Source organism: Alkalibacterium subtropicum (assembly GCF_900112455.1).
GTDB lineage: Bacteria > Bacillota > Bacilli > Lactobacillales > Carnobacteriaceae_A > Alkalibacterium > Alkalibacterium subtropicum.
Window position 1 is genome coordinate 1 of record NZ_FOLT01000018.1, and the last position, 23,754, is coordinate 23,754.

The window sequence follows — 23,754 nt, forward strand, 5'->3', positions numbered from 1 at the left end:
TATCCCGGCAATTATTTCTGGACTCTTCGGCGTAACTGAACCGGCTATCTATGGTATTTCACTGCCTCTTAAAAAGCCATTCATCATCAGCTGTATTGGTGGTTCGCTTGGCGGTGCAGCTTTAGCACTGATCAATACGAGAACATATGTCATCGGTGGATTAGGGATATTTGGTTACACGAACTTTCTGAACCCTGCTGAGTCAGGATTAGGACTGGTCCCTTGGATCATTCTTATAAGCGTGGCTGGTCTGATCTTTGGTGCAGTCGTCACTTATATCGTTGGCTTCGGTACATTATTTGAAGAAAATGAAGTCGCTACAGCACAAGGCGTTGAATCAAAACCAGTCACTGAAGGTGCTGTGATTCAGGCAAACGGCGAAACATATATCGAAAAAGAAGTATTGGCGACTGTTATGGAAGGGCACGTTATTCCATTGAACCAAGTTCAAGATGAAGCCTTCTCTTCAGGAGCAATGGGTAAAGGTGTGGCTGTGGAACCAATCAACGGAAAAGTTGTCTCTCCAGTATCGGGTGAAGTGACTGTCTTATTCCCAACTCATCATGCCGTTGGTGTGAAAAGTGATGAAGGTGTCGAAGTACTGATCCATATCGGTATGGATACTGTTCAACTTGACGGTAAAGGTTTCACACCCCATGTTAAAGTGGGCGACAAAGTAACTCCCGGTCAGCTGCTTATCGAATGCGACCTGGATATCATTAGAGATGCCGGCTACAGCACAGTGACACCGGTTATCGTGACGAATTCAGACGAGTACCTGGATGTCATCACAACCGATGAAAAAGCAATCAAATCATCTGATCATCTGATGACTGTCGTAATATAAAAACAGAAGAGGCAGATCAAACTCTGCCTCTTTAAAATTTAATTTAAAAGGGGAAATGATTTGTGAGCGAATATGTATTTAAAGACGACTTTTTATGGGGCGGCGCAACAGCGGCCAATCAATTCGAAGGTGGATTCGATGAAGGCGGCAGAGGGCTGAACCTGGCCGATGTCCTGCCTGGCGGAAAAGAACGCCTGAAATTATTGGCTTCTTCCGGCTTTGATTTTGAAATGGATACAGAGAAATACTCATATCCAAATCACGAAGGTATTGATTTCTACAACCGCTACAAAGAAGATATCGCTTTGTTTGCAGAAATGGGATTCAAAGTATTCCGCATGAGTATTGCGTGGAGCCGTATCTTTCCAAAAGGGGACGAAATGGAGCCGAATGAAGAAGGACTGGCCTTTTATGACCGTGTCTTTGACGAATTGGCAAAATACGATATCGAACCTTTAGTAACGATTGCTCACTATGAAACACCGCTGCATCTGATCAAAGAATACGGCGGCTGGAAAAACAGAAAGTTAGTGGAATTCTTCGACCGTTACGTTGAAGCGATCTTCACGCGCTATCAGGATAAAGTGAAATACTGGCTGACATTCAATGAGATCAATGGCGCAACACATATGCCATTATTTGGACTGGGTTTCTCACCTGAAAGTGAAGAAACACGTCTGCAGGAAAGCTTCCAGGGACTACATCATCAGTTTGTGGCTAGTGCCCGTGCCGTTCAAAAGGGACATGAAATCATTCCCGAGTCGCAAATCGGTTGCATGCTGATTTATGCACCGGTCTATCCTTTCAACTCAAATCCTGAGAATGTGATGCACGCAAGAAAAGAAGCGGATCTGTTCAACTTCTTCTGCGGAGATGTTCAGGTACGCGGTGCGTATCCGTACTTTATCGACCGTTACTTCGAAGAAAATAGTATTCAGATAGAGATGGAAGACGGCGACTTGGAAACGATCAAGAACGGAACCGTTGATTTTATTTCCTTTAGCTACTATATGTCCCGCACAGACAAGAAAGAAAAGTCAGCTGAAGAAACGGGTCAGGGCAACCTGATCGGCGGTGTGAAGAATCCGTTCCTTGAAGCCAGTGACTGGGGCTGGGAGATCGATCCGGTCGGTCTGCGCATCTCATTGAATGAACTGTACGGACGTTATCAGAAACCGCTGATGATCGTCGAAAACGGTCTGGGTGCTTACGACAAAGTCGAAGAAGACGGATCCATTCAGGATGACTACCGCATCGATTACCTGCGTGAGCACATTGCAGAAATGAAAGAAGCAGTTAAAGACGGTGTCGATGTGATCGGCTATACGTCCTGGGGCTGTATCGACCTGGTCAGTGCCTCGACCGGTGAATATTCCAAGCGTTACGGTTTCATCTACGTCGACAAGCACGACGACGGCTCTGGAACGATGGAACGCAAGAAGAAAAAATCCTTTGACTGGTACAAAAAGGTCATCGAGTCAAATGGTGAAGATCTGAAGTAACCAGATATGAACTCAGCGCTGATGGATCTGACTTGACGGTCGGGTTTGTCAGTGCTTTTTTAGAAAGAGCATACGCGCTCTGCAGCGCGTATGACCATTTTTATAGGATCGGTGTCAGCAGGACGAAACGTAAGAAGTGAGACCAAAAATGTCTGTCACTTCTGAAGATTAAAGCCGATCTTCAGAAGTCTGAAGAATATGAAGTAAAACTCCTTAAGTTTACGAAAGATTTTAAGAAGTTTTGACAAAAAAAGGTTCAACTTCTGAAGATCAAATCATTTGGCAGGGCAATAACCAGTTGCTTTAATAAAGGCCAGAGTTTCAGTTGACTTAAACTCGACTTTAAGTGGTAAAGTTAATATATTAAATCAAAGGAGAGTGCGATACATGAGAACGGTAAAATTCGGCAACACCGGAATGGACGTCACACCGATCTGTCTGGGTGCAATGAGTTTTGGCGACCCCGAGAACTGGATCCACGACTGGGTCCTGAAAGAAGAAGACAGCCGCAAAATCATCAAGCATGCGCTGGATCTAGGCATCAACTTTTTCGATACAGCTAATGTCTATTCCAGAGGCGAAAGTGAACGGATCTTAGGCAAGGCATTGAACGACTTTGCCGACCGTGAAGAAATCGTTGTGGCAACCAAAGTCCACGGATCGATGCGTGACAAACCGAACGGCGGCGGGCTGTCGCGGAAAAATATCCTGCATGAGATCGACCAGTCACTTGAACGCCTGGGCATGGATTATGTGGACCTCTATATCATCCACCGCTGGGATTACGATACGCCGATCGAGGAAACGATGGAAGCTCTTCATGATGTGGTCAAGTCTGGAAAAGTCCGTTACATTGGTGCATCAGCGATGTTCGCCTGGCAGTTTCAGAAAGCCCAGCATGTCGCTGAGAAGAACGGCTGGACGAAGTTCGTCTCCATGCAGAATCACTATAACCTATTGTACCGCGAAGAGGAACGTGAGATGAATCCGCTGTGTGAAGATCAGAAAATTGCGTTGACGCCATACAGTCCGTTGGCATCAGGACGTCTGGCACGTGACTGGTCAGTGGAAACGGAGCGCTCTAAAACAGATAAAATTCAAGAGATGAAATACGGCAGTACCGAAGAACAGGACAAGAGTATAGCGGACCGCGTCGGCGAGTTAGCTGAGAAAAAAGGCGTGCCCCGTGCTCAAGTCGCTTTAGCCTGGCTGCTCCATCAGCCGCAGGTGGTTTCTCCGATCATCGGGGCAACAAAAGCGAAGTACATCGATGATGCAGTCGCCGCGCTTGACATAACTTTAACAAAAGAAGAAATCGATTATCTGGAAGAGCTGTATGTGCCCCATAAGGTCATCGGAGCTAAGCCGTATCCACAGCAATAATGTGCTGATGGTATGTGCCATGTAATAACTTTATTTTCTATTCAACCACATTCCCGGTATACTATAGGAAGAAAAGTGCTCATATGCTTTGAGCCTATCAGGAAGGTGCTGAAAGAATGAATAACAATGACCGATTAGTGCGGCTGCGGTACGCGCTGGATTTAAAGGATTCAGAAATGGTGGAGATCTTCAAGTTGGGGGATGCGGATGTTTCTCTGGGAGATGTCAGGTATCTGCTTTCCAAGCAGGATGAACAAGCTGACGACGAGGACGACTTCACGGAAAATGTGTACCGAAAAGAATGTACCAACCGTCTGTTTGAATCATTCCTGAATGGACTGATCGTTTATAAACGAGGTCGTCAGCTGTCCAAAACAGGCGAACCTGTGAAAATGACGTATGCCTTGAAGCATGATAAAGACGTCAACAATATCCTGCTGAAGAAAGTGAAAGTCGCTTTGAAGCTGACGAATGAGGATGTCCTGGATATCCTTGAAGATGCCGGTGTCTTTATTTCTAAAGGTGAGCTGAGTGCGGTTTTAAGAAAAGAAGACCACCGCAACTATCAGGAATGTGGCGACCGGTATGCGAGGAATTTCCTTAAAGGATTGGCCTTGAGATACAGAGAATGACGGGTATGGATCAGCCGACTCGCAAGGAGTGACGCGGGACAGGAGCGCGTCTCTTCCAAAAGACAGCAAAGCGATAGAATGATCAATGATGTTTAAAGAAAAAGCCGACTCCGGATTAAGACCGGAGTCGGCTTTTGTATGTCAGCGACTCTTTTCGCATGCGACAGAAGATTTGATCGTAAGCGATTCTTTCTAATGAAATATTATGTAAGGTGCCCATCGTAACGGCGTAAAAGGCGAAGTGTTTGTCATGAACGGATTTAAAGTATTATGATGGAGGGGAAGCAACACAAAGTGAATGACGCTTGTTCAAGAGGAGGACATGTTGTGGGGATTTTCTACTTAGTTTTAGGTATATTTATTCTTATCGGGACAGTGACTGATTTGATCTGGACCACTTTGTGGGTGGATGGAGGCGCAGGCCCCCTGTCCAGCAGACTGACAAAGGCTGTATGGAAAACAATGAAAAAATCCAGGATCAAAAACGAACGGGTCCTGAGTCTGGCCGGACCGCTGATCCTGGTGCTGACTCTCTGCACCTGGGTCCTCTTGATATGGGGCGGGTGGACTCTGATTTTTGCAGGTCAAGCTGACTCTCTCATTGACACCCGTGAGGCCGGTCCGATTTCCTGGTTTGAACGGATTTATTTTGTCGCCTATTCTTTGTTTACCATGGGGAATGGAGATTTTTCTCCTAATGGCAGTATATGGCAGCTCGCTACATCTCTGATAACAGGCAGTGGGATGCTCTTTCTGACGCTTGCGGCCTCGTACATCATCTCTGTTGTCAGTGCCGTGGCAGACAAACGCGCTTTTGCCTCAAGCGTCTCGGGGTTAGGTACGCAAGTCGTTCCTATTGTTAAGAAGATGTGGAATGGAGAGGACTTTGATCAGCTTAATCTACTGCTGGTGACCTTTTCTAATCAGCTGAGTTCAGTGACCCAGCAGCATAAGGCCTATCCGCTGCTGCATTACTATCACAGTGCCGAAAAAAAGGAAGCGACGCCAGTAGCAGTGAGTCTTTTGGATGAATCATTGTCCATCATCTATTTTGGAACAACGGACAATGCCGGATTTAATCAGGGCATCTTTGATGAAATGCGGTCGACAGTCGGGGATTATCTGGAGACGCTCCATGAGGCATTCATTGAACCCGCTGATCATGTACCACCCCTTCCTGAGCTGGATGCGTTGAGGCAAGAAGGGGTACCTGTCTTACCAGCAGAAGCATTCGAAAAAAATATGGCTGAAGTCAGCGAACGTCGAAGAGAACTGTCAGGTGCTGTGAGAGCTGACAGCTGGCAGTGGCCTGCATAAGAAGAGAAGGCAGGAGACTGGTCTTAAAAACATAATGTCTTATGTCTAAACAAAAAACGTGCGCATCCTCTATACAGGATGTTCACGTTTTTTTCATGCGCTCGATCAGAAAACAAGTGCCGTCACCAGCAGATACAGAGAGACAAGAATAACGACAGTACCGAGCACGATGACAAAGGCAGCCGCGTTCTGATTCGTTTTTCTGATTCTGAAGCCGCTGTAAATAATGAACAGGCCGAAGACAAAAAGCAGAAGTAAAGGAATGAAAAATGAGAGCCTGTTTTCCAGCAGATTGTCAATGAACATCAGCTGATCCCTCCATAATGTATCGTTAAGTTAACTATACCATATAGATATGATACGTTTTACTGAAACAAACTGATCATGTTAATCTTGTCTAAAATTTGTCTGAAATGAAGTGTAATATAACTGTAATCGACTATAGATTCTATATTTTTGAGAAGAGTGTTACTATAGGTCTACGTTAAAAATATAAAAACGACGTTTATAGGACTTATCGAATCGCAAAAGACTAAGACATAATGGAGGAAATCACTTGAAGAAGAAATTGATCGTGGGACTTGTTTCCTCAATGCTGTTGACGACTGCTGCACCGATGTTAGACAGTGTTGTTCAAGCAGAGGAATCCTTGGAAGCATTGCAAAAAGAAAAAGAAAAAATCGAGAATCGTTCAGAAGAATTAGGTTCAGTTATTGAAGAAACTGAATCAGAAATGAACAGTCTGGAACAGGAAAGACAGGAGCTGGAAGCCAATATTCAGTCCCTGCAGATAACGATCCAGGAACTCACAGAAGATGTTGAAAAGCAGGAAGGTCTTCTGGAAGAGAAAAACAAAGAAATCGAAAAATTGAATAAAGAAATCGCAGATTTAACTGAAGCGATCGAATTGCGTAATGAAAAACTGATGACTCAGGCACGCGCGACACAGACTAAATGGAACCCGACGAATATCATACATATGATTATTTCGGCTGAAGACATTTCAGATTTAATTAGTCGAATGGGTGTCATTACTACATTGGTATCAGCGAATCAGACAGTGGTCGAAGATCAGCGTCGCGATCAGGAAGCCCTTGTGGAAGCTGAATCAAAAATCCAGCTGGAAAAAGAACAAGCGGAAACATTGTTAGCTGAAGTTAAAGCGAACCGTGAAGAACTGACTGTTCAAAAAGCTGAACTTGACGATGAAATCATGTACGTGGCTGAACGCTACCAGATGAATTCTGCTGAAAAAGATCAGTTCGTCAGTGAACAATTCGAGCTGGCTCAGGAGACGATGGCCCTGAATGCGGACATTAAAGCAGAAGAAGAGCGTATCGCGGAAGAAAAACGTTTAGAAGAGGAACGCATTGCTGAAGAGAAGCGCCAGGAAGCTTTGCGTATCGCTAAAGAGAAGCGTCTGGAAGAAGAACGTATTGCCAGAGAAAAACGCGAAGAAGAAGAGCGTATTGCGAGAGCGGAACGACTTGCTGAAGAAAAAGCGAAAGAAGAAGCTGCAGCTAAGGCAGCAGCAGCAGAAAAACAACGCAAGGCTGAAGAAGAAGCGGCTGTATTGGCTGCTCAACAACGTAGAGAAGAAGCCGCACAAAAAGAGCAGGCAGAAAAAGCTGCCGCTGAAAGACGTCGCGAAGAACAGCGTCAGGCAGAAGAAGCCGCAGCTCAAGCACGTGCAGAAGAAAAGGCTCGAGCTGAAGAAAGAGCAAGAGCCGAAGCCCAGGCAGAAGCGGAACGTAAAGCCGCAGCCGAACGTGCAGCTGCAGCCGAGCGTGCAGCAGAGGCTGAGCGCAAAGCAGAAGCGGAACGTAAAGCTGCCGCCGAACGCGCTGCCGCAGAAGCGGAGCGTAAAGCCGCAGCAGAAGCTAAAGCATCCACTTCTTCAAACAGTGGATGGTTACGACCAGCTAGTGGTTACATCAGTTCGCCTTATGGCTACCGTACTCACCCGGTAACGGGTCAACGCGGATCTTTCCATAGAGGGATCGATATTGCAGGAAGCGGATCGATCAGAGCGGCTCGTGCCGGAAGAGTGACTGCCGCTTCTTACTCCGGGTCATACGGTTACAGAGTCATCGTTGATCACGGAAATGGCTACAGCACGTTGTATGCACACATGAAATCAAACTTAAGTGTTTCTGTAGGACAGACGGTCTCTCAAGGACAGCAACTGGGTATCATGGGAACGACAGGTCGTTCAACAGGTGTCCACTTACACTTTGAGATCCGTAAAAATGGTTCAACAGTCAACCCTATGAACTACATTAGATAAAATTGAATATGAAAAAAGAGGAAGCTGCGGCTTCCTCTTTTTTTTGCGAAATTTTTAATATGAGCGATGTGAAAATCTTAAGGCAGATAACGCTTGTCCCTTTTGCCGAAGGTGCGACGACTGGAGAAGACCTGGAATAGACCACTGTTAAGAGATAGCCCTAAAGCAATGGCGCCTGACACTAAAAAGGTTTCTGTACCGAACATCAGGGCCGCTTCTGAATTCCCTTCGATAAAAGCCCGCATCATGTTATAGGCCGAACCGCCGGGCACGAGAGGAATAATCGCTGGCACTGTAAAGACGATGACCGGCATTCTATAACGCCGCGCGAACCACTGACTTAAAAAAGCAATGAGGAATGAGGCGGCACCGGCACCGATGAAGAGAACGAGTTCAAATTGAAAGGCAATGATATAGTAAACGAGCCATCCCACGGCTCCGGAAATACTGGAAGCGAGAAGTGTCCGGGTCGGCACATTGTACATGACACCGAATCCGAATGCCGCTACAAAAGCTGCTAAAAGATAGGTGAGATATGTTAAAGTCACGGTAGTCTGACTCCTTTCTTTTTATAAGAAGGCAAGGACGATCGCTATGCCGATGCCGATCGCACCCGCCGTGATCAGTGCCTTGGCCAGAACGGCAACGCCGGCAAGTAAATGCCCCGCCATGAGGTCTCTGAAACTGTTTGTGATGGCCATTCCGGGAACGAGCGACATCACGCTCCCGATGATGATGACATTAAGATCCTGCCCGAATCCGAGTGTGACAAAGAATACTGCAAGGAGACCAATGAAAAACGACGCCACCATCTCAGCGAAGAAGCTGACATTCGTCCAGTTATTCACGACTTCGAACAAGTAGTGTCCTAATCCGCCCGCAATAAAAGCCGGGAGAACTTCCATATAGGATCCGCCGAACAAAAGAGTAAAGCCGCCACAGGCAATAGCCATGGCGCTGTTTCTCTGCAGGCGGGTAAAGTTCGTGGGCGTGTTTTTGATATTCTTCAGTTTGTCGCTGACTTTTTTAGGGGGCAAAGTTTTTATCGCCAGTTGTCTCGAGAGGTCGTTGACCATGGACACTTTTTCAAGGTTGGTGTTCCGGTCATTCATGCGCAGCAATTCGGTATGATCGAGTCCGTCGTTCCCCTGAACCGTAATGATCAGAGCAGTCGGTACAACAAAAACATTGATATTTTCAAGATGATAACTTTTGGCTATACGGTAGAGTGTGTCCTCCACGCGGTAGGTTTCTGCGCCATTTTCAAGCATGACTCTTCCTGCTTCAACACAGATATCCATGATATCCGATACGGGGTACTGCTGCATGTCGATCACTCTCCTTCAAGAAACGTTCAATACGCTTAGTATAACGATTTTTTTAGGTAATTGCTAATAGATTTTCAGTCGGCAAGGAGCCGTCTTATCTGTTGGAGTAGACGATATGGTAAAATGGAAACAGGATCGACAACGTATTTCAAAAGGAGGATCATTATGTATAAATTGAAAACGCAGCCGACAGATGAGAGCGTGGTAGCCTTTATTGAATCCGTCGAAAGTCCAAAAAAGCGTGAAGATGCCTTTAAGCTGCTGGATATATTCACTGAAACGACGGGGATGGAACCGAAAATGTGGGGAGAGAGCATCATTGGTTACGGTGCGTACCATTATAAATATGCTTCGGGACACGAAGGAGATGCCATGCTGGTCGGATTTTCACCGCGGAAAGCACGGTTCAGTCTGTACTTTGCGACCGGTGACGAAAAGCGTGAAGACCTGTTAAAGGATTTCGGCAAGCATAAAACCGGCAAGGTCTGTGTATACGTAAACAAACTGGATGACATCGATACAGACGTGTTAAAGCAACTGATCGATCAGTCCATTGCCTTTTTAGCTGAGACCTATGGCGAAAAAAATATCACCAGAAAGTGAATTTTTATGAGTAAAGACCTTGAAGATTATCTTCTGATTAGAAGGCCCTTTCGTTTATTTTTCTGCCTGGTTTAGTGTGCTATAATGATAACGCTGAACAGGAGACAGAAGTCTATTAAATAAAGAAAGGGAGACAGTGATGACAGATAAAACGATAGATAACATGATTGAACAGACCCCCTTATTGAAGAATATAAAAAAAGGGGAAGAGGTTTTCTGGAAGAACACGATGGCGCTGCCGACCGAAGAGGCGACAGCCCAGACTGAATACTCCAAGGCTGATATCCTTGATGCGGAAGCACGGCTGCAGCGTTTTGCCGCCTTTATCCGAGTGGCTTATCCGGAAACAGAAGAAACAGCCGGCATTATCGAATCACCTTTATCAGAGATCACAAAAATGAAAGAATATCTTGATGAAGCGATGGACCAAGAACTGGATGGGCGCCTTTGGTTGAAGCGCGATGACCTGCTTCCGATTTCCGGTACCATCAAGGCCAGAGGTGCGATCTATGAAGTCCTTAAGCATGCGGAAACATTAGCGCTTGAGCATGGCCTGCTCAAGAATACAGATGAGGACTATGCAGTGTTTGCGAGTGACGAATTCAGAACCTTTTTCGCAAAACATAATATTACTGTAGGGACCACAGGGAATCTGGGTATTAGTGTCGGGACGATGGGACGTAAGTTAGGTTTTGAAGTGACCGTGCATATGTCAGTCGAAGCCAAGCGCTGGAAAAAGGAATATTTGAGAAACATCGGGGTAGAAGTGATCGAACATGACACCGACTTCTCTCAAGCTGTTGAAAACGGACGGGCGCAATCGGAAGCCGATCCTAACAGCTATTTTGTGGATGATGAACATTCTGTGGAACTGTTTTTGGGTTATACAGCGGGCGGCTTACGTATGAAAGTTCAGCTGGACATCGCAGGCATCCAGGTCGATGAAGACCATCCTCTGTTTGTCTACCTTCCCTGCGGTATCGGCGGTTCACCCGGCGGTATCACATTTGGACTCAAGCAGGCCTTTGGTGATCATGTCCACTGTTTCTTCGCTGAACCGACAAAAATGCCGAGCATGATGGTCGGTTTACTCAGTCAGAAATTCGATGAAGTTTCTGTCTTTGATCTCGGTTTAGGTGGACTCACCGTCGCAGATGGACTGGCTGTTCCAAGAACGTCCGGTTTAGTAGCTAAGCTGATGCGCACCTTCTTCAGTGGCGGCTATACGGTGGCGGATGATGTCTTCAAAGCTTTACTATCAAGACTATACGGGATAGAAGGGATTTTCCTTGAGCCGGCTGCCGTTGCCGGGATCGTTGGTCCGTATCGTCTGATGCAGTCCGAAGAGGGTCAGGCTTACCTTCGTGAAAAAGGATTGACCGACAAAATGGATCAGGCGACGCATATTGCCTGGGCGACCGGTGGCTCCATGGTCCCTGCGAAAGACCGCGAAGCGTTCCTGTTCGAAGCCAAATCTTATACCTTATAAAAGAAACACGGAAAGAATAGCCATGGCTGCCATGACTATTCTTTTTTTACGAGAAAATTGGCATTCAGGATCGTTTGATTTGTGTTGAAAGAAACAGCTGAGACAGGATTCTTTAGCTTACTGGCATCACTGAAGCAGATTCTGTCGTGAGCACGTCGAATGAAGGCCCCAATGGCATTGCTCGATCCGATTCTGCGGTGAGTACGTCGAATGAGGGCCGCAATGGCACTAATCGATCCAATTTCGCGGTGAGTACGTCGAATGAGGGCCGCAATAGCATTGCTCAATCCTATTCTGTCGTGAGCACGCTTAATAAAGCCCACATTGGCATTGCTCAAGCCTATTTTGTCGTGAGTACGTCGAATGAAGCCCACATTGGCATCACTGAAGCAGGTTTTCCGTGGAGTACGCTTAATGAAGGCCACAATGGCACTAATCGATCCAATTTCGCGGTGAGTACGTCGAATGAGGGCCGCAATAGCATTGCTCGATTCGATTCTGTCGTGAGCACGCTTAATAAAGCCCACATTGGCATTGCTCAAGCCTATTTTGTCGTGAGTACGTCGAATGAGGAGTGCAGAGACAACACACAGCCAGAGTTACCCCTATAGCAAGTTGAATGAACACCGTATACAATGCCGGGCTCACAGCTGAGGTATAGGATACGAACTGATTGTAAAAGAATAAAAAGACAGGCGCACACACGCCTGTCCTCTTGGGTGATAAATTGTTTTATTTTTTCATTTCCATATCGATGACCATACGGCCTTTAAATTTGCCTGCCTGCATTTCATCAAAAATATCGTTGATATCTTCGATCGGACGCTTGTGTACTTTAGGAACGACGAGCCCTTCTGCTGCAAACTGGAATGCTTCACGCAGGTCTTCCCGTGTCCCGACGAGCGATCCAACGATCTCGATACCGTCAAGAACTAGACGAGGGATACTCAAATCCATTGCTTCAGGTGGCAGTCCGACGGCTACGACAGTTCCTCCTGCACGGACACAGTCGACGGCTGAATTAAAGGCAGCTTTGGCAACAGCGGTAACGACAGCCGCATGAGCGCCGCCCACTTGCTCCTGCATAAGTTGTTCAGCATTATCCTTAGTAGGATTAATGAGTATGTCCGCTCCCACTTCTTTAGCGAATTCCAGCTGTTTGTCGTTGATATCGATAGCGATCACTTTAGCATTAAAGACATTCTTAGCGTACTGCAGCGCCAGATTGCCTAGACCGCCGAGTCCGTAAATAGCGATCCAGTCTCCGGGTTTGATTTTAGCTTCCTTGATTGCCTTATAGGTAGTGACCCCAGCACATGTGACACTGCTTGCTGCAGCCGGATCGAGACCTTCAGGTACTTTTACGGCGTAATCAGCGGTTACGATACATTCCTCAGCCATGGCACCGTCGACAGTATAGCCGGCATTTTTGACTTCACGACATAACGTTTCTCTACCGCTCACACAGTATTCACAGTGTCCGCACCCCTCAAAGAACCAGGCAATACTGACCCGGTCGCCCACCTTAAGGCTTGTTACATCATCAGCGATCTCGCTGACGACACCAATGCCTTCATGACCTAAAGTGACGCCTGTTTTATCACCATAATCTGCATTTTTGACATGCAAGTCAGTGTGGCAGACACCACAATATTCGACATCGACCTTTGCTTCGCCTGAACGCAGCGGACGCAGATGTTTCTCCGTTATTTCCACTTTTTTATCTTTCGTAACAACTGCAGCTTTCATGTGATCATCCTTCCTTTTATTGATTAATTAATATCTAGGTATAAGTATACACAAGTTTTATTGTTAAAACAATCACAAACAATCGATATAATTTAAAAAAACACATTATATTTAGCGTTCTTATTTGATCAACAATGAACTATTGTTAAGGGTGCACCTGCTTTTATTGCTCTAGGACTCCTCAAACCAGCATCAGTCATTCTTTTAACTAAAATTAGTTTGAAATGTTAAATAGTTTAGTTGATGAATGGTGGTAAAAAACGGTATGATAATACTAGCAAAGCTTACGCGATCTTGAGTTTATTTTAGAAGGAGATTAGTATACGTATGAAAAAATACAAACGTTTACCTAGACATATTGGCGTCATCCCGGACGGCAACAGACGCTGGGCAGTGACGAAAGGCTTAAAGAAACAGGACGGATATGATCACGGCATCGGGCCCGGCATGAAACTGTATGAAGCTTGTCTGGAACTCGGCGTGGAAGAAATGACTTACTATGGTTTCACGATGGACAATGTCAAGCGTCCCTCCCTGCAAACTAAAGCCTTCCAGAAAGCCTGTGTTGATTCAGTGAATGCCTTGAAGGAAAAAGACGCCGATCTGCTGGTCCTGGGCAATACGGATTCCAAAGTGTTTCCAAAAGAACTTCTGCCTTATGCCAATAAACGTACAAAATTCGGTGAAGGCAAAATGAAAGTCAACTTTCTGGTCAATTACGGCTGGAACTGGGACCTGAATTATGCTTTAAAAGAGAATGCGGATAACCCGTCAACGGATATTACAGAAACAATGGCTTCCCGGGATGTGTCCCGTATGGATATGGTATTGAGATGGGGCGGCCGTCGCCGGTTGAGCGGGTTCTTGCCTGTTCAGTCCATTTATTCGGATATCTATGTCTTTGATGATTTATGGCCGGACTACAAAGAGGATCATCTGCACGAAGCCCTTTCCTGGTATCAGGAAACGGATGTCACTTTAGGCGGTTAACACAAAGTGTGAGCAGAACGATGGCTATCAGACAAAGGAACGCCAACTCAGTGATAAAGAAAGCAGGGGTGTTATGAGCGGAAAACGGATCATTGTACTAGTAGGTCCAAGTGGCAGCGGGAAAACGACTTTAGGGGAAGAACTTTCCAAAAAGGGCTATCCCAAACTTGTCACGACGACAACACGCAAGCCACGCAAAGGTGAAACAGATGGGATCGATTACTATTTCAGAAATGCAGAAGATTTGGATCCGGATGATTTTGTGGAACAGACGATTTATAATGACAGGCTCTACGGTCTGACGAAAGCGGAAGTTCGGGAAGCGCTGATCCATCACCCGCTCGTCCATGTGTCTCTGGATCGAAACGGCGTCGAAGCGATGAAAGCTGTATATCCCGAAGAAACCTTCGTTGTCTTTGTCTATGTTTCCGAAGAAGAAATGGAAAAGAGGATGAAGGCGCGGGGGGACAAGGAGAATAAAATAGCTGAGCGTATACGGTTCAGTCAGTCTACGGATGAGCTGGAGCCCCCCGAAGAAGCGGATCTCGTCATTGAAAACAAGACGGTCACAGACAGTGTGGAAAAAATACTGGAGGCTGTGGCGGAAATCAATCAAGCGAAAGAGTGAGAAGGGGAGCCTATGGATATTGATCCGAAAACGATCGTTACTGTCCCGCTTTTTACGCTGGTCATTTATCTGCTCTTGAGTCTCGTTATCGATATGCCGTTCTGGACGATCTTCATTGCGCTGTTTCTGGCATTCTTGTATATCATCGTCGTCATCATCGTCGAGCTGTTTAAAAAATAAAAACACGATCTCCCGTTTAGACGAGAGATCGTGTTTTCTATATCCTCAATCAATTAACTGTTAAAATTGCTTGAAGCAAAGCTGTCGGGGACATCGATGCCGCTGGCGTTATAATTATCGCCGTTCATGATGGAATTTTTGACGATGACGTAATCCACTTTTCTCAATGCTTCAATATCGTTCCCACCGGCATAAGAAATGGAAGACTGCAGATCCTGCTGCATTTCAATCAGGGTGTCTGAGATGTCGCCTTTATACTCTGTCAGCATTTTCTTGCCTTCGACATTTTTTCGTTCGCCTTTTTGGTGAGAAGAGGCACTGCCGAAGTATTCTTTGTAGACAGTCCCGTTGACTTCGATCATTTTACCCGGAGACTGTTCATGCCCGGCTAGCATGGATCCGATCATGACCATAGTCGCGCCGAAACGGATGGATTTGGCAATGTCGCCGTGTGTGCGGATGCCACCATCAGCGATCAGTGGTTTTCGCGCCGCTTTAGAACAGGACGAAAGTGCCGCCAGCTGCCATCCGCCGGTACCAAAGCCGGTTTTCAGTTTCGTTGTACACACTTTTCCGGGTCCGATGCCTACTTTTGTGGCATCAGCGCCGGCATTTTCCAGTTCACGGACGGCTTCCGGTGTACCGACGTTTCCGGCGATCAGGAAGGTCTCCGGCAGATGTTTTTTCACATGTTTGATCATATCGATGACCTGGTCTGAATGACCGTGGGCCACGTCGATCGTTATATAATCAGGAACAAGGTTTTCCTCGTTCAGCTCTTTCACAAAATCGTATTCATAGTCCTTCACCCCTAGACTGATAGAGGTGATCAGCTGCTTTTCTTTCATTTTTTTAATAAAATCTTTTCTGTCATCTTCTTCAAAGCGGTGCATGATGTAAAAATAACTGTTTTCAGCTAACCAGATGGCGAGCGCATCATCGATGACCGTCTGCATATTTGCCGGCACGACAGGAAGCGCAAACGAGTGCTTGCCAAGTGTTACCCGGGTGTCACATTCAGAACGACTTCTGACGATGGATTTGGCTGGGATCAGTTGTATATCTTCGTAATCAAATACTTTCATTTCATACTCCTCTATTTTACTGTCTTGAATGACATATTTTGGGAGAAAATGGTTCTCTGATGTTAGAGTTTCCCTGTCTTACTTTACAGAATTCGTTTCTGTAAGTCAAAGGGAGAAATGTGAAATCAATGCATATGATTTGATATTTTTATAAAAAATAGGGAAGATTATAGTAACGACATATCTGAGGAGATTAAATTATGGATGATATAAAAGGTTTTTTAATCAAACACTTTGGCAGACCGAGACGTCTCTTCATTTTAGGACTGTTCCTGACGATCCCCTTTATTTTACTGGCCTGGATCAGTTTCTATGACTGGGGATTTATCGGGACGCTCGATGCGATGATCGGCGCTGAATTCTATGATGAAAGAGAGCCGATGTTGAACACTCTCTTTACTTTCATCACACGATTGGGCGACGGCTGGTTCATTGCCCTCCTGACCCTGGCTGTTTCCGGGTATGCTGGCTTTTACAAGAAAAACAAGCAGATCGCCTGGTGGTATTTCATCACGGTCAGTGTGGGTGCCGGCGTGATGAATCAGGTCGTTAAATATATTTTCCAGCGTGAACGACCGACTGATTTTGAACCGCTGATCGAACAGGGCGGCTATTCTTTCCCAAGCGGGCATGCGATGGGATCGATGATCGCCTATGGGGCCCTGCTCTTTCTGATTATCCGCACGTATTCAAAATGGAAAGTGATTTTGCCTTCAATCATTGTCCTTATCCCGCTGATTGCATTGATCGGGATCAGCCGGGTCTATGTGGGTGTGCATTACCCATCTGATGTCATTGGTGGCTTCTCACTGGGGCTTGCCGTCCTTTCCGTCAGTCTGGGCATATACAGCCTTTACCTGACGAAGAAGGAAATAAGGAACCCGGTCGACACAACAGGCCAGGAATAAAACAACCCCTTCAGATGAGACGTAACGGTCTCTTCTGAAGGGGCCTTTTCATGCTGTTTTTAAATGATGCCGATGATCATGGCGATGGCGCCGAATGCGATGGCCGTCCAGTTCAGTCCTTTTTCAGGAGTCGCCAGCCCGAGGAGGCCTAAAACGATCGCTATGATACCTAAAGGGATCCCCCAGATAAAGAAGCCGATAAGTGACAGGGCCATGGCAGCCCACCCAATGATTTTGCCCACTTTAGTTGAATTTAACATACTGTTCTCCTCTTTCTGCTCTTTTTCAAAGTATACCGTATATCCTTGACCGGAACAATCGTTTCAACTGCCTAATCCTGTTTCTTAACGTACTGACCGATAGGATAATCCTCGAGCGGCAAAGGGGTTTCTTTATTCAAGACGAGCTCGGCCAGGCATTTGCCGACTAATGGACCGGCTGTCAATCCTGTTGAGCCCAGACCACTTGCGGCAAAGACGTTCGGCAGCTCCGGGACTTCTCCCATAAAGGGTGAGAAGTCAGACGTGTACGCCCGCGTGCCCGACCGGTAGGAAGTGATGGACGAGGTGCTGAAATAATGAGAAAAGGTTTCGGATGCTTCTTTGATCATTGAGGTCAAGGCGGATTTTTCGATTTTTAGATCAAAGCCTTTCTCATTTTCATGCGTGGCACCGATAACGACTGTCCCGTTTTCAAACGGTGTGATGTCTTTCTCGCCTTCAGGCATGACCACCGGCCAGTCTTCCGTTGCATATCCGTCAAAGTTTACTTCCACCAGCTGTCCTTTTTGCGGCCGGATGTCCACATCATATCCCAGAGGTTCTAAGAGTTCAGGGAGCCAGGCTGCGACGGCCAGGATGACTGCATCCATTGTGTCTGTCTTGTCTTCTGAAACGATGGCATAAGTTTCTCCATCGCGTTCGACTGTGATGCGCTCGCGTTTCAAGGTGGCACCGTTTCTGACAGCTTTACTTAAAAGCAGCTCCACCAGTTTTTCTCCGTCAACGCGTGCTCCGCCTGACGCATACAAGGCGGACTTGTTTTTAGTATAAATAGGGATCATTTCTTTGATTTTTTGAGGGGGAAGGATAGCCAGCTCACCGATTTCAGGCGCGTCTTCCCGCCGTTTCAAACCGATTTCTAAAAGTTCTTCGAGCTGTTTATCTTTCTGTTTAAAGAGCAGAGTCCCGACGCGCTTGTATACGCTTGATGGTACAGGTTCGCTCCCCATGACTTCTGCAAGAAAGCCAGGATAGAAAGCGGCGCCCGCTTTCACCATATTGTACCATTCCTTGTTGCGGCGCTTGGAGAGCCAGGGACTGATGATGCCGGCTGCGGCAGACGTTCCCTGACCTGTGCCTTCATCGTAGATCGTCAGGTCGATGTTGCTTTCTTTACTCAACAGGTAGGCAGCTGATGCCCCGACAATACCGGCACCTACAACTGCTACTTTCTTTTTCTTCATATTTCTGCACCTCTTTTGTTCAGTTATCTACTATTTTAACACGGATCGGATGGGAATGATTAAATGAATGATTGACAGGATGAAATCTTTTACCTAAAGTAAGAGTAGCAACTGAAGGGAGCCACCTTCTGAAGGAGAGTGAACGATGAATTTTTTAAACGCCTTTGTCGTCCTGTTTTCTCTGGGCATCATTGTCCTGCAGGTTTTTGGGATCATTAAAGCGACTAAGCAGGATTATGCATCGACGTTTGTGACGATGTACCGTGGATTCAGTGTCGCCACTTTGCTTAAGGAGCAAAAGCCAGAGGACGAGCGGATCAAAAAACTGGTCATACTGAACAGCAGTGTAAATATCTTACTGATTGCAGCACTGGTTACCTTGTATTTCTCTCAAGATGTGACCGGCGATCATGTACTGGTCATAGCGCTGGGAACCTTGCTGATCAACTTTCTGACACAGAAGCTGGTCGACTGGCGCATCAAGAAAATTGTGAAAGAGTCGGAGGAATTCCAAAACCTGTAAAAGAGAGCGGTATACTTTTTTTGGAGCGTTTGGGAAATAATCCTTGACGAATGTTAAAGGACCGTGTAGTATGAGAATCACATTAGAAAACAACGAAGGAGAGGTTCGCATGTATACACAATCTGTCGTTTCATACAAATTGAATAATGCTTGGCAAAGCTGGCGCAGATCGTTGTATAGATGATAGGATTTTTTTCTTTCATGGATACAACGTTTAGATCAATCTAAATTTTGTATCTATGCCGGCTTGTTTCTGATGCTTTATTTGAATGTACGCCACATAGATGACAACACCATCTGTGTGGTTTTTTGCTGTTTTATAGGCGATTTCCACGACTAGCGTTTTTATATTCGTGGAGGTCGCCTTTTTGTTTACCCGATTTTCTATTTGAGCGGTAAATGGAGCGGCGCAACACATCACTGTTTTACATAAGAAGGGATTGATGCAGATGACATCTGACTGGGAATGGTTAAATAAACGATGACAAAATCCAAACAAATTCAGAGGGGACTGTAAAAAAATGAAAAACAAAAAATTAGTAGTTATGTTAGGTGCACTTGTGGTGTTGCTGGTCGGGGTGTTTGCTTTTTCTTTAGCTGACCAAAGCGAAGGCGAAACGCAGGAAGAGGTGCCGGCGAATGCGGAAGGCACAGAAGCACCTGAGGTAACTGATGAAGACGAGACGTTTGTCGTCGGCATCCTGCAGACCACGAGCCACCCGGCACTGGATGCCATCACTCAAGGGGCTATCGACGGGCTGGCAGAAAACGGCTATGTCGACGGTGACAATGCTGAAGTCATCTTCCAGAATGGCCAGGGTGACCAGAATTTGATGAACACGATGGCCCAGTCACTGGTTGAAGATGGTGCCGATATTTTGATCGGTATCGGAACACCGGCGAGTCAGGCCTTTGCTAATGCGACAGACGAGATTCCGATCATTATGGGAGCGGTGAGTGATCCGGTCGGTGCCGGCCTTGTCGATTCACAGGCAACACCAGGCAAAAACATTACAGGTGTCAAAGACGAAGCCCCGGTTCAGGCACAGCTCGATATGATGCTGGAAATCCTGCCGGAAGCAACAGATATCGGCGTCCTTTACAGCTCAGGAGAAGACAATGCACGTGCCGAAGCCGAACGTGCGATCACAGCGATAGAGGAAATGGGACTGAATCCGGTTGAGTATACGGTGTCCAGTACGAACGAGATCCAGCAGACCGTCGCAGCGATGGCTCAGGAAGTGGATGCCATATACTTACCGACGGACAACACGATCGCCAGTGCTTTTGATACTGTTGTGAGTGAAGCAAACCGCTATGACGTCCCGCTTATCCCGACAGTGGATTCCATGATCGCCCAAGGTGGTCTGGCAACAGTGGGCATCAATCAGACCGATACAGGCTTTGAAAGTGGCCGAATGGCTGCAGAAGTCTTAGACGGTACTGATCCGAGCACGTTCCCCGTTTATGTTTTAAACGAAGGCGACAAGCTAGTCAACTTGGAACAAGCTGAACTCCTCGGCATAGAGATCCCTCAGTCCGTACTGGATGAGGCAACTGTCATCGAATCAGACGAATAAGAAAGGAAATCAGAACATGCTTATATCCGCAATCGCACAGGGTTTTCTATGGGCTATCTTAGGGATAGGTATTTACACGACTTACCGTATACTAAACTTTCCGGACTTGACGGCGGAAGGATCGTTTCCATTGGGAGCGGCTGTTGCCGTCACCGCCATCGTTTCAGGGATTCATCCGGTAGTTGCTACACTTGTGGCTGTTTTCGCAGGGATGGGGGCTGGGCTGGTGACGGGGTTACTTTTCACCAAAGGGAAAGTTCCCGTTATCTTGTCGGGTATCTTAGTTATGTCAGGTCTGCATTCTGTGATGCTCTTCGTGATGCAGCGTCCCAATCTCAGTCTGTTAAACCATCCCAGACTTTACGATGCATTCACTGGACTGCCGAATTACTTTGATGTGGTGATCGTGGGTATAGGTGTTCTGGCTCTTGTCATCAGTGGGCTGCTGTTCTTCTTTTACACCAGTAAAGGCCAGGCGTACATTGCCACAGGCGATAATGAATCGATGGCGCGGTCGCTCGGAATCCAGACGGACAATATGAAGATCCTGGGACTGGTCTTGTCCAACGGCATCATCGCCTTATCCGGTGCCCTGATCGCACAAAGTAACGGATACGCGGATGTCAACGGCGGCATAGGCATCATCGTCATCGGTCTGGCTTCGATCATAATCGCCGAAGTGGTGTTCAAGGAAGTGACTCTGGGCGAACGCCTGGTGACGATCGTTATCGGAAGTGTGCTGTACCAGCTGCTGCTTCTAGGCGTAATACGCTTCGGCTTCGATACGACCTATATTCGTATTTTCAGTTCGTCGATACTGGCCGTCTTCCTGATGACACCACAGCTTCGCAAGGGACTCAAACTGGATAGGCTAAGTGGAAAGGAAGAGCGTGCATGAGTAGACTACTGGAATTGAAGCAAGTCACAAAAATCATAGAAAATGAATCGGATAAAAACAACACGATTCTGGATCATGTCGATCTGACGATCCGCGAAGGAGATTTTATAACAGTTTTAGGCGGCAATGGAGCCGGGAAGTCGACGTTGTTCAACAGCATCACGGGTTCTCAGCCCGTGACCAGCGGCCGGATTGCGTTTAATGGAAAGCCGGTAACGAACTGGCCCGAAGAAAAGCGCGCACGGTTTATCGGTCGCGTGTTTCAGGATCCTAAAATGGGGACAGCACCGCGCATGACGGTGGAAGAGAATCTTTTGCTGGCCTTGAAACGCGGGCAGAAACGTCACTTTCTCCCAAGAAAGCTGAAAGAGAATCATGAAGACTTTAAACAGTTGTGTGCCTCAGTCGGTAACGGCCTGGAGCATCATCTCGATACACCGACCGGTCATTTATCCGGGGGGCAGCGCCAGTCGCTGAGCCTTTTAATGACGACACTGACCCAGCCGGATCTGCTGCTTTTAGACGAGCATACCGCGGCCCTGGATCCAAAAACGTCCAAACGTCTGATGACCCTGACGAATCAGATGATCCAGCAAAAAGAGCTGACCTGTTTAATGATCACGCACCGTATGGAAGATGCCCTGACTTACGGGAACCGCTTGATTCTGATGGAAAACGGTAAAGTGAAACTGGATCTGAACCAGGAAGAAAAAGACAAGCTCACACTGGAAGATTTGTTTGTGCTGTTTGAGAAAGAAGACGCTTTGGAGACGGTTTAAAGTTAGACTGGTGGACCGTACGTGCTGGTTTTGTAAATGATTGGGCGGGCTCACGAGGAAATCGCGGCGAGCACGTCCAATGCGGCTATCATTAGGTGTACTCAAGGAGAAACTGGTTTGGGCGATGCCAATGTGACGTACAAAGAGCGCACCCAAGATAAATTAGCGGCGAGTACGTCCAATGTGGCTATCATTAGGGATACTCGAGAAGAAATCCGGTTGAGCGATGCCAATGTGACGTACAAAGAGCGCACCCAAGAGAAATTGGCGCTGAGTACATCCAATGTAGCTATTATTAGGTGTGCCCATGAGGAAACTAATTTGGGTGATGCTAATGTTGGGCACAAAGGACGTACCCAAGAGAAATTGGCGGTGAGTACGTCCAATGTAGCTATCATTAGGTGTACCCATGAGGAAACTAATTTGGGTGATGCTAATGAGGTACGAGTTAGACGTACTCAACTGATTTTTGCAGTAACTAAACCCAATAAGGACACGATTAGGCGTGCTCGCCTAATCGTTCCTCTTCAGTGCTGTTAATTGGAAGAGAGAGGATCCTCTCTCTTCATCTTTGTTCTCTATGCAATATTTCTTTACACTAAAAAAATCATTTTTTCGCTAATTTGACAATATAATTAGTGAGGTGAAGAGATGAAAATCATTAAGAAGAGAGAAAAATCAAAACTGCTCATTGGGTTGAATTATTTGGATAAGCGAACGAAACTGAACGATGCAGATAAACGGTACTTGATCAGTCTGGAAAAAGGCTTTGAAGGAGAGGAACGTTTTGACGCACTCGTCAAAACGCATCTTAACAGTGAAGCTCTGGTAGTAAATGATTTGCTGATCGAAAGTAAAGGGAATACTTTTCAGATAGATGCGCTTATAGTCACATTTGATACGATTTACCTTTATGAGATAAAGAATTATAAAGGTGATTTTCAAATGAACTCGGGACAGTTGTCTTATACAAGCGGACAGGAAATAACCAATCCTCTGATCCAGCTTAAACGAACGAAAGAACTGCTGCGTCAACTGCTTAAGGACTGGGGCATGCCATATAGAATCGAAGCACATATTGTATTTATCAACGACGCATTTACTCTTTATAATGCCAGTCTGGAAGACCCGATTATTTTTCCTACACAACTAAAGGAGCACTTAGGTGGAATAAATGCCAGGTGCAGGAATCTGACAAAACAAGCTAACCATCTAGCGAATAAACTGGTCGATAGACACCAGATAAATTCCCTTTTCCATAAACAACTGCCTTCCTATAGATTTGAAGATCTGAGAACGGGTGCCTCGTGTCCCTGCGGCTCATTTGATCTTATGATCACTCAGCGCGCATGTTATTGCAAAACATGTTATAAACAGATGTCGATCGAAGAATTAGTTTTAGAAAGCGTCAAGGAACTGAAACATCTTTTTCCCGATGAAAAACTGACGACTGCCTTAGTCAATGATTTCTGCGGTCAGGACGTTTATTACAGAAAAATAAGAAGTATCCTTCAAAATAATTTTTCCGTGCAAGGTACGACTCAAGGTGCTTTTTACAAGTAATCGAGGTGTTAGCTAATA

26 protein-coding genes are annotated in these 23,754 nt (G+C 46.2%); 19 read left to right on the forward strand and 7 right to left on the reverse strand.

All coding sequences use genetic code 11. The features are described 5' to 3' along the window. The 5 genes from BM049_RS10660 to BM049_RS10680 all read left to right on the forward strand — a co-directional run. Positions 1 to 847: glucose PTS transporter subunit IIA (locus tag BM049_RS10660; RefSeq protein ID WP_177188698.1), on the forward strand; the 847-nt coding region annotated here is incomplete at its 5' end. A gap of 62 nt (positions 848 to 909) precedes the next feature. Next, positions 910 to 2,349, forward strand: a complete 1,440-nt coding sequence (locus tag BM049_RS10665) for a glycoside hydrolase family 1 protein (protein ID WP_091531515.1) — start codon at positions 910 to 912, stop codon at positions 2,347 to 2,349. 387 nt (positions 2,350 to 2,736) lie between these two features. Then, positions 2,737 to 3,732, forward strand: coding sequence for an aldo/keto reductase (locus BM049_RS10670; RefSeq protein WP_091531517.1), 996 nt, complete (start codon positions 2,737 to 2,739; stop codon positions 3,730 to 3,732). A 116-nt stretch (positions 3,733 to 3,848) separates the two neighbouring features. Beyond that, positions 3,849 to 4,364 carry a YehS family protein gene (locus BM049_RS10675; RefSeq protein ID WP_091531519.1) on the forward strand — a complete coding sequence of 172 codons (516 nt, stop codon included), beginning with the start codon at positions 3,849 to 3,851 and terminating at the stop codon, positions 4,362 to 4,364. 327 nt (positions 4,365 to 4,691) lie between these two features. After that, on the forward strand, positions 4,692 to 5,681 hold the full coding sequence (locus BM049_RS10680; protein WP_091531521.1) for a potassium channel family protein: 990 nt from the start codon (positions 4,692 to 4,694) through the stop codon (positions 5,679 to 5,681). A 105-nt stretch (positions 5,682 to 5,786) separates the two neighbouring features. Here BM049_RS10680 and BM049_RS10685 read toward each other — a convergent pair whose 3' ends face one another. Next, positions 5,787 to 5,987 (reverse strand): hypothetical protein, encoded by a 201-nt coding sequence (locus BM049_RS10685; RefSeq protein ID WP_091531526.1) that lies wholly within the window; start codon positions 5,985 to 5,987, stop codon positions 5,787 to 5,789. Positions 5,988 to 6,237: 250 nt separating this feature from the next. Here BM049_RS10685 and BM049_RS10690 point away from each other — a divergent pair, with 250 nt between their 5' ends. After that, positions 6,238 to 7,968: a M23 family metallopeptidase gene (locus BM049_RS10690; RefSeq protein WP_091531530.1), complete on the forward strand. Its 1,731-nt coding sequence runs from the start codon at positions 6,238 to 6,240 to the stop codon at positions 7,966 to 7,968. A gap of 77 nt (positions 7,969 to 8,045) precedes the next feature. Here the strand turns inward: BM049_RS10690 and BM049_RS10695 are convergent, their stop codons facing one another. Both BM049_RS10695 and BM049_RS10700 read right to left on the reverse strand, forming a co-directional pair. After that, the gene (locus BM049_RS10695; protein ID WP_091531533.1) at positions 8,046 to 8,516 is read right to left on the reverse strand and encodes a threonine/serine exporter family protein; all 471 of its coding nucleotides are present in this window, start codon (positions 8,514 to 8,516) and stop codon (positions 8,046 to 8,048) included. A 21-nt stretch (positions 8,517 to 8,537) separates the two neighbouring features. Next, positions 8,538 to 9,296: a threonine/serine exporter family protein gene (locus tag BM049_RS10700; RefSeq protein ID WP_091531538.1), complete on the reverse strand. Its 759-nt coding sequence runs from the start codon at positions 9,294 to 9,296 to the stop codon at positions 8,538 to 8,540. A 165-nt stretch (positions 9,297 to 9,461) separates the two neighbouring features. On the opposite strand from BM049_RS10700, the gene BM049_RS10705 reads away from it, so the two are divergent. The 3 genes from BM049_RS10705 (at position 9,462) to BM049_RS11755 (ending at position 11,999) form a co-directional block, all read left to right on the forward strand. Continuing rightward, a complete protein-coding gene (locus tag BM049_RS10705; RefSeq protein WP_091531541.1) occupies positions 9,462 to 9,899 on the forward strand; it encodes a DUF1801 domain-containing protein in 438 nt (145 codons plus the stop codon). Between the two features lie 139 nt (positions 9,900 to 10,038). Continuing rightward, positions 10,039 to 11,388 (forward strand): D-serine ammonia-lyase, encoded by a 1,350-nt coding sequence (locus BM049_RS10710; protein WP_091531545.1) that lies wholly within the window; start codon positions 10,039 to 10,041, stop codon positions 11,386 to 11,388. Between the two features lie 146 nt (positions 11,389 to 11,534). After that, positions 11,535 to 11,999 (forward strand): hypothetical protein, encoded by a 465-nt coding sequence (locus BM049_RS11755; RefSeq protein ID WP_143079487.1) that lies wholly within the window; start codon positions 11,535 to 11,537, stop codon positions 11,997 to 11,999. Positions 12,000 to 12,120: 121 nt separating this feature from the next. On the opposite strand, the gene adhP is transcribed toward BM049_RS11755, so the two are convergent. Next, positions 12,121 to 13,137 (reverse strand): alcohol dehydrogenase AdhP, encoded by a 1,017-nt coding sequence (adhP, locus tag BM049_RS10720; RefSeq protein ID WP_091531551.1) that lies wholly within the window; start codon positions 13,135 to 13,137, stop codon positions 12,121 to 12,123. Positions 13,138 to 13,464: 327 nt separating this feature from the next. Between adhP and BM049_RS10725 the strand changes: the two genes are divergently transcribed. From BM049_RS10725 to BM049_RS11910, 3 genes are all read left to right on the forward strand, one after another. Further along, on the forward strand, positions 13,465 to 14,127 hold the full coding sequence (locus tag BM049_RS10725) for an undecaprenyl diphosphate synthase family protein (RefSeq protein ID WP_091531555.1): 663 nt from the start codon (positions 13,465 to 13,467) through the stop codon (positions 14,125 to 14,127). 73 nt (positions 14,128 to 14,200) lie between these two features. Further along, a complete protein-coding gene (locus BM049_RS10730; protein ID WP_091531557.1) occupies positions 14,201 to 14,755 on the forward strand; it encodes a guanylate kinase in 555 nt (184 codons plus the stop codon). A gap of 12 nt (positions 14,756 to 14,767) precedes the next feature. Further along, positions 14,768 to 14,935 carry a hypothetical protein gene (locus BM049_RS11910; RefSeq protein ID WP_177188699.1) on the forward strand — a complete coding sequence of 56 codons (168 nt, stop codon included), beginning with the start codon at positions 14,768 to 14,770 and terminating at the stop codon, positions 14,933 to 14,935. 53 nt (positions 14,936 to 14,988) lie between these two features. Here BM049_RS11910 and guaC read toward each other — a convergent pair whose 3' ends face one another. Further along, positions 14,989 to 16,020 carry a GMP reductase gene (gene guaC / locus BM049_RS10735; protein WP_091531561.1) on the reverse strand — a complete coding sequence of 344 codons (1,032 nt, stop codon included), beginning with the start codon at positions 16,018 to 16,020 and terminating at the stop codon, positions 14,989 to 14,991. Positions 16,021 to 16,220: 200 nt separating this feature from the next. Here guaC and BM049_RS10740 point away from each other — a divergent pair, with 200 nt between their 5' ends. Beyond that, the gene (locus BM049_RS10740) at positions 16,221 to 16,928 is read left to right on the forward strand and encodes a phosphatase PAP2 family protein (protein ID WP_091531564.1); all 708 of its coding nucleotides are present in this window, start codon (positions 16,221 to 16,223) and stop codon (positions 16,926 to 16,928) included. Positions 16,929 to 16,987: 59 nt separating this feature from the next. Here BM049_RS10740 and BM049_RS10745 read toward each other — a convergent pair whose 3' ends face one another. Further along, complete coding sequence (locus tag BM049_RS10745; RefSeq protein ID WP_091531566.1) at positions 16,988 to 17,188, reverse strand: hypothetical protein; 201 nt, start codon at positions 17,186 to 17,188, stop codon at positions 16,988 to 16,990. Between the two features lie 71 nt (positions 17,189 to 17,259). Beyond that, positions 17,260 to 18,393, reverse strand: coding sequence for an NAD(P)/FAD-dependent oxidoreductase (locus BM049_RS10750; protein WP_091531569.1), 1,134 nt, complete (start codon positions 18,391 to 18,393; stop codon positions 17,260 to 17,262). A gap of 145 nt (positions 18,394 to 18,538) precedes the next feature. Between BM049_RS10750 and BM049_RS10755 the strand changes: the two genes are divergently transcribed. From BM049_RS10755 to BM049_RS10780, 6 genes are all read left to right on the forward strand, one after another. After that, on the forward strand, positions 18,539 to 18,916 hold the full coding sequence (locus BM049_RS10755) for a hypothetical protein (RefSeq protein ID WP_091531571.1): 378 nt from the start codon (positions 18,539 to 18,541) through the stop codon (positions 18,914 to 18,916). Positions 18,917 to 19,437: 521 nt separating this feature from the next. Next, positions 19,438 to 20,496: a tryptophan ABC transporter substrate-binding protein gene (gene trpX / locus BM049_RS10760; RefSeq protein WP_091531573.1), complete on the forward strand. Its 1,059-nt coding sequence runs from the start codon at positions 19,438 to 19,440 to the stop codon at positions 20,494 to 20,496. 16 nt (positions 20,497 to 20,512) lie between these two features. Next, complete coding sequence (locus BM049_RS10765) at positions 20,513 to 21,394, forward strand: ABC transporter permease (protein ID WP_091531576.1); 882 nt, start codon at positions 20,513 to 20,515, stop codon at positions 21,392 to 21,394. Next, a complete protein-coding gene (locus tag BM049_RS10770; RefSeq protein WP_091531578.1) occupies positions 21,391 to 22,173 on the forward strand; it encodes an ABC transporter ATP-binding protein in 783 nt (260 codons plus the stop codon). Before BM049_RS10765 ends, BM049_RS10770 begins: the two co-directional genes overlap by 4 nt. A gap of 36 nt (positions 22,174 to 22,209) precedes the next feature. Further along, complete coding sequence (locus BM049_RS10775; RefSeq protein ID WP_143079488.1) at positions 22,210 to 22,713, forward strand: hypothetical protein; 504 nt, start codon at positions 22,210 to 22,212, stop codon at positions 22,711 to 22,713. A gap of 111 nt (positions 22,714 to 22,824) precedes the next feature. Next, a complete protein-coding gene (locus BM049_RS10780) occupies positions 22,825 to 23,736 on the forward strand; it encodes a nuclease-related domain-containing protein (protein ID WP_091531584.1) in 912 nt (303 codons plus the stop codon). Positions 23,737 to 23,754 lie beyond the last annotated feature (18 nt).